Source organism: Aerococcus urinaeequi, assembly GCF_001543205.1.
GTDB lineage: Bacteria > Bacillota > Bacilli > Lactobacillales > Aerococcaceae > Aerococcus > Aerococcus urinaeequi.
The window spans coordinates 473,904-490,273 of sequence record NZ_CP014162.1 but is presented as its reverse complement, the minus strand read 5'-3'; the positions used below and the strand labels follow the sequence as shown (position 1 = coordinate 490,273).

The window sequence follows — 16,370 nt, the reverse complement described above, 5'->3', positions numbered from 1 at the left end:
AATCAATAAATCTATAAATCTATAAAAAAAAGGAGATTCTTATGAGTCTCCTTTTTTTGGTACCTGATGCGGTCTAATATGATAATGCTTAATAAAGGCTCTATAGAAGTTACTATAATCATTAAAGCCAGCTTTTTGCCATGACTCCGTTATAGACAAACCATTTTCAATCAGGGTATAGGCATAGCCCAACCGCAAGTCCAAGATGAATTGGTAAATGGTTGAATGGAAGTAAGGCTGGAATACCCGGTTGACAGTTGACGTTGAAATGTCGAACTTGTCTGCGATGTCTTGAAGGGTTAGGTCTTTTCGGTAGGAATCAACAATAAAATGTTTAATTTCGTAGGCTAAAATTTCTCTTTCAGACATCTCTAATCGGTTTTGGTTTGAAGCAGAAGAAAGTCGACACAATTCAAGGAATATGGTCGATACAATACTAAAGATCATTTTCTTTTGAATGTTATCTTCAGGTCGTTTCAATTCCAACTGTAATTGAATCAAAGTTTGTAGTAGATGTTGCCAAGTGACGAAAGAGAAACTGAAGACATGGGGTTCATCAAAAATGTGTTTAACTTCAGGTGTTTCCACAAAATTATTGGCAATGGCATCTAAGTAAGGTTCGCCTAGGGATAAAATATAGGCATATATCTTTTCTTCTGTTGGTTTGTGGTCGTCAACGTGAGGACCACAGTCTTTTTCCGGTAAGATTAACCGTCTCATAATCGGTTCAGGTAAGACAACAATTTGACGCACAGAGACGTCAATTTTCTTGTCGGCTAACTCAATAGAGAAGGGTCTAAGGGGAATCAAGAGTTCGTTTCGATGGAAAGAAGAACGATTATAAATGTCAACCATTTGCTGATCAACTTTTTTTAGTTTGATTCGAAATGGTAGTGTTCCAGTTGGCATAAATCAAAACTCCTATTTTACATATTCAATCTATCACTTATCAGCTGCAATAAAAGAAAGAGCGTGCACTCATAAGTTACACACCCTTTAATATACCACAATTTACTTCAGAATTGAAAAGACTATAGCAAATTCAATCGTTTCATTTCAGCTTCTAGTGCAGCCACCGTTTCCTCTTGGGCAGCGACTAGTGGTAGACGCACTGAACCTGTATCGAAACCAAGCATAGACATAGCTTTTTTGATTGGAATTGGATTTGGTTCACTGAATAATATGTCGATTAACGGTTTAAAAGTCGTTTGAATTTCAGCCGCTTTTTTAAAGTCGCCATTTAAGGCATAATGAGTCATTTCATGTACTTGTTTTGGTGCAATGTTAGCCAAAACAGAAATCACCCCTTGGCCACCCAAACTCATTAATGGAATAACCGTATCGTCGTTTCCAGAGTACACATCAAAATCAGGACCAACGTGGTAACGCGCGTCCACTGCATTGGCTAAATCACCAGTTGCATCTTTAATCGCGACAATGTTTTCGATATTTTTAAGTTCCGCCAATGTTTTTGGTGCAATAGACATACCTGTACGTCCTGGTACATCATATAAGATAATAGGCGTCGTTTTTACAGCATCTGCAATGGCACTATAATGCGCCAATAAACCAGCTTGGCTCGTTTTTAAATAATAAGGCGTTACAGAAAGAATAGCATCTGCACCTGCGGCTACACAGTCTTTCGTTAATTGGATCCCGTGGGCAGTATCATTAGACCCAGCACCAGCAATCACGGGCACACGGCCATTGACTTTTTCCACGCAGAATTTTACTAATTCAACTTGTTCTTCGTCAGTTTGTGTTGAAGCTTCACCAGTTGTTCCGGCAACGACAATAGCATCTGTACCATTTTCAATTTGAAATTCAATCAACTCCGCAAATACATCGTAATTGATATTTTGTTCTAATGAATTATCGTAAGGGGTAACGATGGCTACCGCAGAACCTTTAAAAATTGTCATGAGAATCCTCCTATATTGTTCGTACTTTGTAATTGTCTTTATGAAAAAACGATCAGATAGCTTGAGTATAAAAAAAGGCAGACAAGAGCATCACTCTATGTCTACCTAGGAAAACGTGTCAAAAAATACTGATAGCATTCAATAACCCTAACAGTTTTTAATCCCTAGCATAAGACAAGCGCTCCGCACCTTAATGGGCATTAAGGTTTGACAGGGATAACCCTTTTAGGTATTACCCCCAACACAGAAAATCTGCATTTCGGCACAACCACCTTTCACCATCGGCTACTGATTGGTTGCGCATCCTCTATATCTATACTTTCTATTTGTATAATCGTTAGTTTAAAATTAACATGACTATCCACTAAAGGCAAGGGTTAAATGAAAAAACTATTAGATTTCGAAAGCGTTATTTCATTTTCTTTTTCTTATTAGATGTATATTCTCTGGGCAATCGTTGGCCTAAATTCGTCAAGACTTCATGGGCAATCGTTCCAGCATGACTAGCAACGTCCACTACATCAACAGTTTGGCCGCCATTTGTCCCGATTAAAGTCACCTTAGCGCCAACAGGCATCTCATGGGGTAGGCGAATAATCATCTGGTCCATACAGATCCGGCCCACACTCGGGCACCGCTCGCCGTCAACAATGGCATCCAAGCCCAAATAACTTCTTTGCCAGCCGTCCGCGTAGCCAATCGGTAAGGTAGCCACCCATTCATCCGCACCGGCCACATAATCAGCCCCGTAGGAAATCGTATCGCCCGCATGCATTTGTTTGACGTAGATAATTTCCGTCTCCAAAGTCAATGCTTGCTTGAAATCAACAGGCGACGCCACATCTTCCATACTTGGAATGGATCCGTATAAGCCCAGGCCAAGTCGCGCAGCATCCAAAGTTTTTTCCGGGTACCAAAGGCTTAAGGCAGAGTTTGATTGATGGAAAAGGGGGGTGTACCCTAATGCTGAGTAGTCCAATTGACCAAGCAAACCTTCAAAAAAGTCAGATTGGGCTTGAACCTTGTCCTTACCATGGTCAGTGAAGGAATCAGCGGTAGCATAGTGGGTAAAGACTGAAGCCAACTTAAATTTCTTCGGATGTTTGGCAATGTAATCAATGATTTTTTGCGCTTTTTCAGCAGATCGCACGCCAATCCGCCCCATCCCAGAATCCACTTTAAGGTGGACATTCAATCGATGAAGACGAGAAAAGTCTTTATCGTGTTTCTTAGCGTATTTTAAATAGTCCAAGCTAGACACTGTCACACCAATTTCTAAATTGGCTAAAAGCCAGGCATCGTCTGGATCAGTCAACCCTAAAATCATGATAGGGGCAATAATCCCAGCGTCTCTTAGTTCTAAAGCTTCATCCGCAACCGCAACCGCAAAACCGTCCGCACCGCGAGATTGGAGGGCGTCGGCTATTTTGACGGCACCTAAACCATAGCCGTCAGCCTTAACAACTGCCATGACAGCTTTATTACCGATATGCTTTTTAATAGCGAAATAATTATGAATAATCGCATCTAGAGACACGATGGCCTTACTAGGGCGATGATAACCAATGGTCATAGTTTAAACCTCTCTTTAATCATATGGATTGATCGAAATAGATAGGAAATGGCGTTAATACCGCGCATTTCACTTCTCATTTATTATAACACTTGTGGGTGAAAACTCGAAAGAAGGGTCTCTAACTTAAGGAAAAGCTAAGTTAGTTCAACCCTAAGGTAACCTTAGTGGTCAGTTAAACGTCTTCAGAGGTAGAGATTTGTAGAAACTTCGGTACATGGCTATTGTAAGTAAGGATCCAAGGAACAACTCGGTCTCTTGGAAAAATGTACTCGATTCCAACAGCGACAATGGCACCCAAGAAGGTATCTAATACCCGAAGTAGCGCATATATATATTGATTGTCCGCTGGAATATTGAAGACAATGACAAGGAAAGTGGCGCTACCACCAATAACCCCTTGTGGATTCTTCACTAGAAGGTTGGTTTGAATCGTAATTAAAATACCTAAACCACCTAAAAGTGCAGTAATCAAATAATGGTCAGGCAATAAGTTATGTAAAAAAATAAAAACCAATGAGGCAAAAGCCCCACAAACAATGGCTAAGGTTCTGCGCAAACCAAAAGAAAGCGACGAAGTGACGTCAGCCCTTTGTGAAAATACCGCTGAAAGGGTAGCGATTTGCGGGTCAATAGAGATAAATGCTGAAATAAGAACAATCATAAAGACACTCAAAGAAGTCTTCAAGGTCCTCATACCAACGTGAAAATTTTGTTTCACTGAAATAAGCTCCTTTAATTAAGAGAGAAATTTAAAAAATTCCTCTTCTCCACAATTTGAATTTTCTTGTAAATAGATTATACTAGGAATACTTGATGAAATGAACTAAATAATAAAGGTGGTGCACTAGGTGAAGCGGCAAACATATCGCCAAGCGAAAAAAGAGCTTGAACGCGAGAAGAAGAATAACCAAAAAAAGTATGGAAAATCTTTTTCAGATGACATTAAATCCTCAGTCCCTGAGACAACACTCACACAGGATACAGCTGAATTTAACGTCGAAACGTTTGCGGAAACACCTGTGCCAAAAGAAACCTTCCAAGACCTAGACACCAATGAAATCTTCTTTGAAAGACAAAAACAAAAACAGTACTTTTGGTCAGGTTCAAGCAATCACTCGCGCAAAGTACTGGTATGGATTATTCTAGCCCTCGCCATCCTAGCAGTAGCCTTGCTTGGACCGCGCGTATTCGAATTCTTCCAAATGATCTTTAAGTAGGAAAAGGTGCGACAGGAGTCGTTAAGAAATAAATCACTAGAATAAGAGCAAAAGCTCCCTTCACTTGTCGTGTTGGGCGCTTTTTTGAAGCTTATATTTTAATATTTGGAATCATAAAATGAAAAATAGGGCATTTGTGGACTGTGTGGTCTGTATTAATTTGGTCGTTCCTTAAAAATAGAAGCCAAAGGCTTTTTATATTAAGAAATATATCTAAATTACTACATAGGGTATATAAACATAGATCTAAAAAAACACGACGACTGTCGTGTTTTTTTAGTGTGTAATGTTTTATTTTGGTTGAATAATAATCATATCTTTGGTGAAGTGGTTCAAGTTTTCAGTGCCATCATCATGTGCAATCACTAAATCTTCAATACGAACGGCTGTATTACCAGTCAGGTAAATACCAGGTTCGATTGAGAAGATATTGCCATCTTTAATGGTATCTGTATTAGCTTTTGACACATCACCTTTTTCATGAACTTCGCGTCCAATGAAATGCCCTAGTCGGTGGGTGAATTGGTCACCGTATCCTTGGGCTGTGATGTAATCACGCGCTGCAGCGTCCACATTTGCCAAAGTTTCGCCAACTTTGACCGCGTCAATGCCGCGTAAATTGGCTTCCAGTACGATGTCGTATACCCTTTTGGCCTCAGCACTAGGCTCACCGTAATAAACGGTACGGGTCATGTCGGAACAGTATTCTTCATGTTTACAGCCGATATCAATGACGATCGAATCACCGCGCTTCGGCAAGGTATGGTCAGATTCATGGTGTGGGTCAGCGCCGTTTGGACCGTAAGCGATAATGGGTTCGAATGAAAAGCCGGCATCTGCACCTTCTTCATCGTAAATGCGGGCTAATTTATCTACTGCAGCCAATTCGTCCAAACCAAGTGGTAAGACTTCTTCGATTAAACGAGCCATGGCACGGTCGTTTATGTCTGAAGCTTTACGCATTTTTTCTTGTTCTTCAGCGGTTTTAATGGCTCTTTGGGCATCAACTAAGTCAGATCCTACTTCAAAAGTGGCCTGGTTGTATGTTTTGGCGATGGCTAATAGTTGGTCAGCCCGCCACAATTTATCCACGCCGATTCGTAGTGGGGCGTCGGTTGCTGGGAAATCCGCTAGATTTGCGAAGGCTTCAGCGATTGTGTAGTTATCATCTACCCAAGTGACGTCAACTTCAGCTAATTCGTCGAATACAAATAGCTTGTTAGCAATAATTTGTGGACCTTTTTCCGGTTGGATAATCAATAACCAAAAACGTTCCATGGGGTCAAAAATGACACCGATGTAGTAGTCGATGGATGCCTTGTCGCTAATGATTAGGGCATCTAGGTTGTGGTTTTTAACTTGTTGTTGAATGGTTTTTAGTCGGTTGCTATGTTCTTGATCCATATGTCCTCCATCTCGTCTTACAGATAACCGTCAGAAGAATCTTCACTATATTTCTCTTCAGCTTCTGGATGTTCCTCAATATATTCCTCAAATTCACGTAAGGTCATACCATCATGGGTTTCAAGGAAGTCCTCGCGACGGTCTTTACGGTATTTGACCATTTTCTCTTTAAATATTTCACCAGTAGTCGGTGGTGTCCAGGAAACGGCGTTCGCGCCAGCTTCGATTACCTTACGAATGGTGTCTTCATTCTGACCACCGGTTGCGATAATCGGCACATCTGGGAAATCCCGGCGAATCCGTTCAACTATAGCGGCTGTTTCTTTGCCACCTGAAACGTTTAGGATATCCGCACCGGCAGAAATTCGTGCTTCGATATCGTTATAGGCAGAGACAACTGTCGCTACAATTGGGGAGTCGACGGTGTGTTCAATATCTAGAATATTCTCTGCAGTCATCGGGGCATTCACCACAACCCCTTGAACGCCTGTTGCTTCAGCAAAAAGGGCAATATCTACGCTACGCTTACCCTGAGTTGTACCGCCACCAACACCGGCAAATACAGGTTGACTGGCTACTGATGTTACTGCTGAAATGATTGCAGGATGCGGGGAGAATGGGTAGACAGCTAAGACGGCATCCGCGTTACAGTATAGGATTGTGGCGACGTCAGTTGTAAAGACGAATGATTTTAAAGTTCGTCCAAATACGCGAATACCGGATGCTTCGTTAATAACTTCTGGCACCATCACCATATCGCTTCTAAATTGCGAAGAGATATTTTGAGAGCCGTTTTTTGGTTGATTCAACGCTATAACCTCCATTTAATTGATTGAATGGGTGTTTCAAATAGTTCTAGTCTTATTATAGTACTTATATAAAAAGAATGACAATTCAAAATCTCGACAGGGCGTCATATCAAGTGAAAAAGGTGTTCAAATAATTCAATTATGAAATATAAGATAACATTGATACCGATACATGTTAAGAAATCTATCAAAAAATTTGACACTTGTTTAAGAAATGATTAGAATTATTTTATCTTTAAGCAAAAATCCTGTTTACATTCAAGTTTATTGCAATTGTATTCAAAAGGAAAAATTAAATAAGAAGAGGTGCTATGATGATTACATTTGATCATGTTGAAAAATATTATGGTAAATTCCACGCGTTGAAAGACATTAATCTGAAGATAAATGAGGGTGAAGTTGTGACCTTGATTGGACCTTCTGGTTCTGGTAAATCAACTTTGATTCGGACGATAAATGCTTTAGAAAAGGTAGATTCAGGTCATTTAATTGTTGACGGGAAAGATATTACAGACCGCAATACTGACATCCGTCAAATTCGCCGCGACTGCGGTATGGTGTTCCAACACTTCGAATTATATCCTCACATGACAGTGTTAGAAAATGTGACATTGGCACCTTTAAAAGTCTTGAAGAAAACCGATAAAGATGCCCAAGATAGAGCAGAGCGTTTGTTACAACGGGTAAATATGTGGGATAAACGTGACGCATACCCAAGTCAATTATCTGGTGGGCAAAAACAACGTGTGGCCATCGCACGTGGTCTAGCTATGCGTCCGAAAATGATGCTATTTGATGAACCAACTTCAGCCCTTGACCCAGAAATGGTTGGGGAAGTATTAGACCAAATGAAACGTATCGCTTTTGAGGACAATATGACTATGGTGGTTGTAACGCATGAGATGGGCTTTGCCAAAGAAGTATCGAATAGAACCATCTTTATGGCAGACGGAGAAATTTTAGAAGACCGTCCATCAAAAGAGTTCTTCGAAGATCCTCATGATGAACGTGCCGTTCAATTCCTAAGCAAGATCTTAGTCTAATCACCAAGTCACGCTTAAGGAAAGAGGGGGATACTATGAAAAAACTATGGCGAATTGTTGCGCTAGTGGCTTTTGCTTTCTTGGCTACGGCCTGTACAAGCTCTGCTGCCAGCCAACAGGATATTGCTGAGCGAATCGACAGCGAAGCCTACCCGGTCATCACTTGGGGGGTAAAAGTCGATACCAACTTATTTGGGAAATATAATATTGAAGAAAATCGTATCGAAGGTTTTGATATCGATATGGCGAAAGAAATTACTAAGCGTGTCGGTGGGGAAAATGCCGAAGCAGAATTTGTTGAGGTAACCTCCAAAACCCGTATTCCTTTACTGAAAAACGGGAACGTAGACGCTTTGATTGCAACCATGACCATCTCAGAAGAGCGGTTAAAACAAGTTGACTTTAGTCAAGTGTACTTTGACGCTGGGCAAGCCTTGTTGGTGCCTGAAGATTCTGATATCGAAGGTGTTGAGAGCTTGACGAGTGAACATACTGTTTTGGCAGTAAAAGGGTCTACATCAGCCCAACGAATTAAAGAAGCAGCGCCAAATGCGAATATTTTAGAGTTAGAAAACTACGCTGAAGCCTTCACGGCCTTAAAATCGGGTCAAGGAGACGCAATGACTACTGATAATGCAATTTTATTAGGAATCATGGAACAGAATCCGGGTTACAAAATTGCTGGATCAACCTTTACAACAGAACCATATGGTATTGCCATCAACAAAGGTCAAGATGGCTTCTTAAACGAAGTAAACAAAGCCATTGATGACATGGTAGCTGATGGTACTTATCAAGAAATATATGCAAAATGGTTTGGTGACGATACTGAGTCATCAATTGCAGAGTAGGGAGGTTGAGCACATGTTTGAATTATTAACAAATTATTCTGATTTAATTATTGAAGGATTTATCAACACCTTGATTGCATCAGTGATCGCTCTGATTGCTTCCTTAATTCTTGGTGGTTTAATGGGGATTATCCAAACCTTAGATAATAAGATTTTAGCTAAAATAGGGGATATCTATGTAGAATTTTTCCGTAATATTCCTTTATTGATTATTGTAATGTTTTTCTATGTAGTTATTCCTTTATACGGGGTGGAAATTACCGGATTTCAATCAGGGATTATCGGTTTAACCCTTTATACATCTGCCTTTATCGCGGACGTTGTGCGTTCAGGGATTGACGCTGTACCTAAAGGCCAAAGAGAAGCAGCTATTTCACAAGGGATGACTTACAGACAAACGATGCAGTACGTGGTTTTACCACAAGCTGTGAAAATTGTGATTCCGCCATTGGGTAACCAATTTATCAACCTAGTGAAAAACTCTTCTATTCTAGCTATGGTAGCTGGGTTAGATTTAATGTATTACGGTGATTTAATTGCCAGTGAAACCTTTAATACTTTAGGGACTTACACAATGATCGCAGGTATTTACTTGATCATTACAGTACCTTTAACTTTATTAGTTTCATATATTGAAAAACGATTAGCACAACAGGACGTACGTTAGAAAGGAGCGGTAATAGATGGATTTTGCAGGTGCATTTCAATGGATGAATATCCAGTTTTTACTTGATGGTCTATGGGTTACGCTTCAAGTAACGTTTTACGCTATCATATTCTCGTTAATTTTAGGTGGTATTTTTGGGGTTGTCCGTTTTATGGGGATTCCAATTTTATCTAAAGCTTTAGGGCTAGTTGTCGATATTATTCGTAACTTACCTTTACTATTGATTATCTTCTTTACTTATTTTGCTTTGCCACAATTAGGGATTCGCTTAAATATTTTCTGGGCAGCAGTAGGGGCCTTGACCATATTTGAATCAGCCATGATTTCAGAAATTATTCGTGGTGGATTGAATGCTATTCCAAAAGGGCAGGCAGAAGCAGGGATTTCAACCGGCTTAACCCGTGTTCAAACCTTGGTATATATTTTATTACCACAAGCTGTGCGGTCTATGGCACCTTCGATTGTGTCGCAATTGATTGCCTTGATTAAGGATACATCGCTTGCGACAATTATTTCCTTACCGGAATTGACGCATAATGCGAAGATTATCTACAACCAAAATACAGCATATGTGATTCCAATGTTTGTGGTCATGACCTTCCTATATTGGTTGGTATGTTATACCTTGTCTAAATTTTCAAAATACCTATCAAACCGACGTTCTAACAAGGCCACAGCAAAAGATGGCGCTTTGAAAACACCGGCATAGTACAATTCAAGCTGTTTGCTTTTGCTTTTTCTATCATGGCCTCTGAACCAGGGTGCTAAGACAGACAGCACTGGAAGATTAGTGCCATATCACACAAAGAATGATGCAAACTAATCTGAAGTGGTGATCTGACTGCCCTGGCAAGCTCGTCTATGTGGTGGGACCGGAATTAGCCATAGTGGGTTCTTTCACCCTAATGGTCTAAATCCTTGTTTGGCTATCCATTCTGTAGGGGCTACGCCCCATAGTCTGATATACGTCAGATCATCCTCCGTCACCGCGTAGACATGCTAGAAAAGCGCCAGCCTTAGCCTTGAAGAAGGCGTGCTTTCAAAGGACCACAAGAATATGTGGGTTGATTGTAAAATAGGATATTTTTTAACATTGTGCCTAAATGGTTTCATGAGTCTGAACACATGCTAGGGATTCAAAAACGGTCTGTGTTCGATAATGTTTTAATATCAACTAGGGTCGGGTTTTTTTCTCGGCCTTTTTCTTTGCCCAAACAATGTGATAAATAAAGAAAAATGAAAAACTATGATAAAATAATACCATCATGAAAATCGTGAAAATCAGGAGGTGGTTGCTTGGCTCAAGCAATAAACGCACAAAATAAACAGGGTGGGCTTTCGGGTTCTACCTTGAAATGGATTGCTATGGTCACCATGATTATTGACCATATGGGTGCAGCTATTTTACTGCCTTTATTAAATAGTGGGCAACTGGAAACCTTTGATTACTCCTTGGCTTATACAGCTTATACCAGCTTTCGGCTAATCGGGCGCATTGCTTTTCCGATATTTTGTTTCCTATTGGTTGAAGGTTTCTTCTATACCTCTAATAAAGAAAAATATGCTATAAGGTTAGGAATTTTTGCCTTGATATCGGAAATTCCATTTAACCTAGCCATTAGCCAGCAATTTTTTGATTTGGCTTATCAAAATGTATTCTTTACCTTGTTGTTGGGGCTATTAGCAATCTGGCTGGCCAGTATAATGAAATACCGCTGGCTAGGTATTATCCCTATCGTCTTATTAGCAATCGCTGCAGAGTATTTCAATACGGATTACGGCATGTTTGGCGTTATGTTAATTGGTGTCCTTTATGTCACCCGAGACCAACGTCTCATCCAATCCTTTGCTGGGACTGTATTCGTCCTATGGGAAGTGACTGGGCCGATAGCTTTTGTAATGACCTACTTCTACAATGGATTAAGGGGTCGTTACAATGCCAGGTGGCTATATTGGATTTATCCTATTCATCTGCTGATATTCGGCTTAATTGCCCGTTATTTCATCATTTAGCCCACTTATATAACACACAAAATTTAAAATTTAGAAAAACTAGGAGAATAACATGTTAGATAAAATAGATTTCGCACACTATATACCACAAATGATCGAAGACATCCAAGGCTTGGTTCGCATCCCATCTATTCGCGATGATGAGGCGGCTACAACAGATGCCCCTTATGGACCTGAAGTCCGCAAAGCACTAGATTTTATGCACGATTTAGCTGTCCGTGACGACATGAAGGTTGGGGATGTTTACCCATATACCGTACACATGGAATCCCGAAATGCGGGGATTAACCACCGGGTGGATGTTGCTAGCCATATTGACGTCGTACCTGTAGGGGCCTTGTCAAATTGGACCAAAGAACCATTTGGCGCTGAAATTATCGACGGTCGTATGTATGGCCGCGGAACATCAGATATGAAACGGAATGCCGTTTTGTCATACTATGCCGTTAAAATCTTACAGGACTACCAAATTCCCTTAAAAAATACCATCCGTATCGTGATTGGGTCTGACGAAGAATCGGACATGACGGACATCCCACAATACGTGATCAAAGAAGGGGCACCTGACTTCGCCATCACACCAGACGGGCAATTCCCACTACAAATCGGGGAAAAAGGGGCCACAACATGGAACTTCAAGGGCGATTTAAAGTCAGATACCATCATTAAAAGTGTAGTCGGTGGGGCCGGGTCAAATGTAGTGCCATCAGAAGCGACATTTGTCATCGCTGATACCTTAAATCCTGGTTTAGAAGCTTATGCTAATAACAAACAATGGCCAATCGCTATCAAAGAAGAAAACGGCGAAACCATCCTAACTGTTTACGGAATTTCTGCCCACGCCTCAACGCCTGAAGCAGGGGACTCAGCGATCACCCGTGGCTTTGAAATCATCGCCAATACCTATTCAGATGACTTGGCCAACAAGTGGACACGCCTATTTCGTCCTTATGATGGGTCAGGATTTGACGTGGCCCGTAACCACGATATTATGGGCCCATTGACTTTAAACCAAGGAGTTATTGAGAAAACAGCAGACGGGCAAATTGCCTTTACCATCGATGTTCGTTATCCAACCAATATTACCGAACCAGAATTGACAGCCGCCTTCACCAAAGAATTCGCGGATATTCCATTTGTGAAATCCTTTGATACAGCACCAATTCTGTCTGACGTGAATTTACCAGCAAACCAATTATTGTTAAATACTTTCCACAAACATTTTCCAGACCACGCTATTGAACCTATTATCTCTGGTGGGGTATCATATAGTAAAGTAATGCCAAATTGCGTGTCATTTGGGATGAGCTTTCAGCATGACGCACATGTAGCTCACCAAGCAGATGAGTACATCGAAATGGATACATTAGAAAAACTATTAAAACTATATACAGATGCCTTTATCCAACTTGGTCAAGCAGACCAATTAGGATAGGGTGCCAGACAAGGAGTCATATGGTGAACGAAAAAGAACTCGTTGGGGTTGCAGCAGCCCAATACGTTGAAGATGGTATGGTCGTTGGATTAGGAACAGGGTCAACAGCTTATTACCTGATTACAGAACTAGGCAGACGGATGAAAGAGGAGGGCTTAACCTTTACCGGTGTACCAACCTCCATTCAATCAGCCGAATTAGCTGCTGATTTAGATATTCCCATTGCTTCATTAAATGATGTGGCTAAAATTGATTTAACAATAGATGGTACCGATGAATTTGATCCACAATTAAATGGGATTAAAGGTGGCGGTGGTGCGCACCTGATTGAGAAAATTATTGCAGTGAATAGTGAACGCGTCATTTGGATTTGTGACCACAGCAAGCAAGTAGACCAACTGGGGACCTTTCCCTTACCGGTAGAGGTAATTCCAGCAGCTAGTCAACACTTATTATATGCATTTGAAGATAAAAACTATGCGCCAACATTCCGTTTATCACTAGAAGGCACTAAATTTGTAACTGATTCAGGTAACTTTATTATTGACCTTCATTTAGAAAAAATAGAAGACGCAGTCAAGTTGGCTGACGATTTGATTCAAATGGTCGGTGTTGTTGAACATGGCTTATTCTTGGGAATAGCGGACAAAGTTTTAATGGCCAATGATGGGCGAGTCGTAGAATTTAATAAGTAGTATTTAATAGAAAAGCGAGCCAAGCTATTTTTCCTTGGCTCGCTTTTTTCTATATTTACCTATTTAATGAAGGAATGAATATAATTGCAAGATAAAAAAGGCTAACAGAAGTTCATGGATGCCATAAAACTAGAAAATAAGAACTTTTACAAACTGATCATTATATTTTTGGTGCTCAATTTTGCGCTAACGGTTCTATCTTAAACCGTTAAGCTTGTGCATCATTTTTGCCTTAAACTCATCATATCATTGCAAATGTTGCTCCAAACTGTTATTTATAAAAAAAACGTCAAAAAACAGTGAAAAACTGTTTTTTGACGTTTTAAAAGATAAATGATTCAAATAACTATGCCTGATCATCATCTGAAATCAGAAAACCTTGTACAATCGTAAAGATGATTAAGACTAGATACCATAGGATTTTACGGTTTCTTTTCTTTTGTGCCTTACTAGTTGTCATATGCCTAACCCCCCTATCAATAAATAACTTTTTTGCTATGTTTAATTATACCATGAAAAAGATAAAAGTTTAAAGTGATAGCCACAGAATATGTATCCCCTTACATTTTTTGATAAAAATTGCATTAATTGCCATTTTGCCCTTGAAAAAGCGCTACCCTTTATGTAGAATGTAGTTGAATGAGCGTAAGCGATTGCTCATAATATATAGTGCGAATTTATATCACACAAAAAGGAGTATTATACTATGGAAATGAGTTTCAGATGGTATGGACAGGACGATCCTGTTACATTACAACAAATCCGTGAAATCCCAGGTATGCAAGGTATCGTTACAGCGGTTTACGATATTCCTGTAGGGGAAGTTTGGCCAATGGAGCGTATCGAACAACTTAAGAAAGATGTTGAAGATGCAGGTCTACATATTTCAGTTATCGAATCAGTACCGGTTCATGAGGATATCAAACAAGGTAAACCTAACCGTGACCAATTAATCGAAAACTACAAAACAACTTTAACTAACTTAGGTAAAGCAGGAATTCCTGTTGTATGTTATAACTTTATGCCAGTTTTTGACTGGACTCGTTCTGACTTAAACCATGACTTACCAGATGGTTCTAAATCGTTAGCATTCATCAAAGAAGATGTTGAACGTATGGATCCAGTTGAAGGTGAACTTTCATTACCAGGTTGGGACTCTTCTTACACTAAAGAAGAAATGAAAGCTATTTTAGACTACTACCGTGATAACGTAGATGAAGCTAAACTTTGGGAAAACTTAGAATACTTCATTAAAGCTATCATGCCTACAGCAGAAGCTGCTGGCGTAAAAATGGCTATTCACCCAGATGACCCTCCATACTCAATCTTTGGTTTACCACGTATCATCACTGATCAAGAAGCAGTTACTCGTTTCTTAGACATCTATGATTCAGAATACAACGGTATTACTATGTGTGTTGGTTCTTACGCTTCTGATCCTAAAAATGATGTTTTAGCAATGACTAAATCAGCATTAGAACGTAACCGTATCAACTTCATGCATACTCGTAACGTTAAACGTGGAGACTGGGGCTTCCAAGAGACAGCTCACTTATCTGAAGCTGGTGACATCGACATGTACGAAGTAATCAAAATGTTAGTTGACCATGACTGGCAAGGTGCATTACGTCCAGACCACGGTCGTCGTATTTGGGGTGACCAAACAGTAACACCAGGTTACGGTTTATATGACCGCGCATTAGGTGCTACTTACTTCAACGGTTTATATGAAGCTGCAATGAAAGCTGCTGGTAAAACACCAAACTTTGGTACTACTAAATAATTAACCGTAACAAAGACAATGAATTACTGGACTTCCAGTAGATAAGAAAGAGGTAATGAATAATGGCAAACCAATTTGCTCATGACTTTACAGGTAAAACAGTCGTATTAACAGGTGCTGGTGGTGTATTAGTTTCTAAATTTGCAGAAGCTTTTGCTCAAGCAGGCGCTAACGTTGCTTTATTAGACTTAAACGGTGACGCAGCTCAAGCACGTGCTGACGAAATCAACGCTTTAGACATCCCTGGTAAAGCAATCGCTGTAGTATGTAACGTATTAGAAATCGATTCAATCAAAGCAGCTAAAGAAGCTGTAGATGCTGAATTCGGTGGTACTGACGTATTAATAAATGGTGCTGGTGGTAATAACCCTCGCGCAACTACTGACAACGAATACCATGAATTAGACTTACCAGAAGAAACAAAAACTTTCTTCGACTTAGACCAATCAGGTGTTGAATTTGTATTTAACTTAAACTTCTTAGGTACTTTATTACCAACTCAAGTTTTTGCTAAAGACATGATTGGCCGTGAAGGTGCGAACATTATCAATATTTCTTCAATGAACGCATTCACACCATTAACAAAAATCCCTGCATACTCAGGTGCTAAATCAGCAATCTCTAACTTTACTCAATGGTTAGCAGTTCACTTTGCTCATGTTGGCGTTCGTGCTAATGCAATCGCTCCAGGTTTCTTAGTATCTAACCAAAACATTGACATGATGTTTGAAGCAGACCACAAAACATTGAAACCACGTGGTGAGAAAATCATCAACGGTACGCCAATGGGTCGCTTTGGTGAACCAGAAGAGTTATTAGGTGGTTTATTATTCTTAGCTGACGAAAAATCAGCAAGCTTCGTAAACGGTGTTGTATTACCAATCGATGGTGGATTCGCTGCTTACGCTGGTGTTTAATTTTTAAATTAAATAATACACATACAAAATAACTGGAG

Annotated in this window: 16 protein-coding genes and 1 riboswitch; of the genes, 10 read left to right on the top strand and 6 right to left on the bottom strand. The window is 40.0% G+C overall.

Annotation, left to right across the window (positions count from 1 at the left end; all coding sequences use genetic code 11):
- Positions 1–39 precede the first annotated feature (39 nt).
- The 4 genes from AWM74_RS02205 to AWM74_RS02190 all read right to left on the bottom strand — a co-directional run bounded on the left by AWM74_RS02205 (position 40) and on the right by AWM74_RS02190 (position 4,216).
- Positions 40–909: a helix-turn-helix transcriptional regulator gene (locus tag AWM74_RS02205; protein ID WP_026466457.1), complete on the bottom strand. Its 870-nt coding sequence runs from the start codon at positions 907–909 to the stop codon at positions 40–42.
- Positions 910–1,031: 122 nt separating this feature from the next.
- Positions 1,032–1,922, bottom strand: coding sequence for a 4-hydroxy-tetrahydrodipicolinate synthase (gene dapA / locus AWM74_RS02200; RefSeq protein WP_026466456.1), 891 nt, complete (start codon positions 1,920–1,922; stop codon positions 1,032–1,034).
- Positions 1,923–2,091: 169 nt separating this feature from the next.
- A riboswitch (Lysine riboswitch) is annotated at positions 2,092–2,240 on the bottom strand.
- A gap of 91 nt (positions 2,241–2,331) precedes the next feature.
- The gene (alr, locus tag AWM74_RS02195) at positions 2,332–3,495 is read right to left on the bottom strand and encodes an alanine racemase (RefSeq protein WP_026466455.1); all 1,164 of its coding nucleotides are present in this window, start codon (positions 3,493–3,495) and stop codon (positions 2,332–2,334) included.
- Between the two features lie 175 nt (positions 3,496–3,670).
- Positions 3,671–4,216 carry an FUSC family protein gene (locus AWM74_RS02190; RefSeq protein WP_026466454.1) on the bottom strand — a complete coding sequence of 182 codons (546 nt, stop codon included), beginning with the start codon at positions 4,214–4,216 and terminating at the stop codon, positions 3,671–3,673.
- Positions 4,217–4,346: 130 nt separating this feature from the next.
- Between AWM74_RS02190 and AWM74_RS02185 the strand changes: the two genes are divergently transcribed.
- Positions 4,347–4,715 (top strand): hypothetical protein, encoded by a 369-nt coding sequence (locus tag AWM74_RS02185; RefSeq protein ID WP_026466453.1) that lies wholly within the window; start codon positions 4,347–4,349, stop codon positions 4,713–4,715.
- A gap of 291 nt (positions 4,716–5,006) precedes the next feature.
- Here AWM74_RS02185 and AWM74_RS02180 read toward each other — a convergent pair whose 3' ends face one another.
- Both AWM74_RS02180 and AWM74_RS02175 read right to left on the bottom strand, forming a co-directional pair.
- On the bottom strand, positions 5,007–6,119 hold the full coding sequence (locus AWM74_RS02180; RefSeq protein ID WP_026466452.1) for a M24 family metallopeptidase: 1,113 nt from the start codon (positions 6,117–6,119) through the stop codon (positions 5,007–5,009).
- Between the two features lie 17 nt (positions 6,120–6,136).
- Complete coding sequence (locus AWM74_RS02175; protein WP_034258303.1) at positions 6,137–6,928, bottom strand: hydrolase; 792 nt, start codon at positions 6,926–6,928, stop codon at positions 6,137–6,139.
- A 314-nt stretch (positions 6,929–7,242) separates the two neighbouring features.
- Here AWM74_RS02175 and AWM74_RS02170 point away from each other — a divergent pair, with 314 nt between their 5' ends.
- The 9 genes from AWM74_RS02170 (at position 7,243) to AWM74_RS02130 (ending at position 16,332) form a co-directional block, all read left to right on the top strand.
- Positions 7,243–7,971: an amino acid ABC transporter ATP-binding protein gene (locus tag AWM74_RS02170; protein WP_026466450.1), complete on the top strand. Its 729-nt coding sequence runs from the start codon at positions 7,243–7,245 to the stop codon at positions 7,969–7,971.
- A gap of 35 nt (positions 7,972–8,006) precedes the next feature.
- On the top strand, positions 8,007–8,822 hold the full coding sequence (locus AWM74_RS02165) for a glutamate ABC transporter substrate-binding protein (protein WP_026466449.1): 816 nt from the start codon (positions 8,007–8,009) through the stop codon (positions 8,820–8,822).
- Positions 8,823–8,835: 13 nt separating this feature from the next.
- The gene (locus AWM74_RS02160) at positions 8,836–9,489 is read left to right on the top strand and encodes an amino acid ABC transporter permease (RefSeq protein ID WP_026466448.1); all 654 of its coding nucleotides are present in this window, start codon (positions 8,836–8,838) and stop codon (positions 9,487–9,489) included.
- 16 nt (positions 9,490–9,505) lie between these two features.
- The gene (locus AWM74_RS02155; protein WP_026466447.1) at positions 9,506–10,198 is read left to right on the top strand and encodes an amino acid ABC transporter permease; all 693 of its coding nucleotides are present in this window, start codon (positions 9,506–9,508) and stop codon (positions 10,196–10,198) included.
- A 587-nt stretch (positions 10,199–10,785) separates the two neighbouring features.
- Complete coding sequence (locus AWM74_RS02150) at positions 10,786–11,502, top strand: TraX family protein (protein WP_026466446.1); 717 nt, start codon at positions 10,786–10,788, stop codon at positions 11,500–11,502.
- A 52-nt stretch (positions 11,503–11,554) separates the two neighbouring features.
- Positions 11,555–12,937: a Sapep family Mn(2+)-dependent dipeptidase gene (locus tag AWM74_RS02145; protein WP_026466445.1), complete on the top strand. Its 1,383-nt coding sequence runs from the start codon at positions 11,555–11,557 to the stop codon at positions 12,935–12,937.
- Positions 12,938–12,957: 20 nt separating this feature from the next.
- On the top strand, positions 12,958–13,632 hold the full coding sequence (gene rpiA, locus AWM74_RS02140) for a ribose-5-phosphate isomerase RpiA (RefSeq protein ID WP_026466444.1): 675 nt from the start codon (positions 12,958–12,960) through the stop codon (positions 13,630–13,632).
- A 706-nt stretch (positions 13,633–14,338) separates the two neighbouring features.
- The gene (gene uxuA, locus AWM74_RS02135; RefSeq protein WP_026466443.1) at positions 14,339–15,415 is read left to right on the top strand and encodes a mannonate dehydratase; all 1,077 of its coding nucleotides are present in this window, start codon (positions 14,339–14,341) and stop codon (positions 15,413–15,415) included.
- A 62-nt stretch (positions 15,416–15,477) separates the two neighbouring features.
- Positions 15,478–16,332: an SDR family oxidoreductase gene (locus AWM74_RS02130; protein WP_026466442.1), complete on the top strand. Its 855-nt coding sequence runs from the start codon at positions 15,478–15,480 to the stop codon at positions 16,330–16,332.
- Positions 16,333–16,370: the final 38 nt, after the last annotated feature.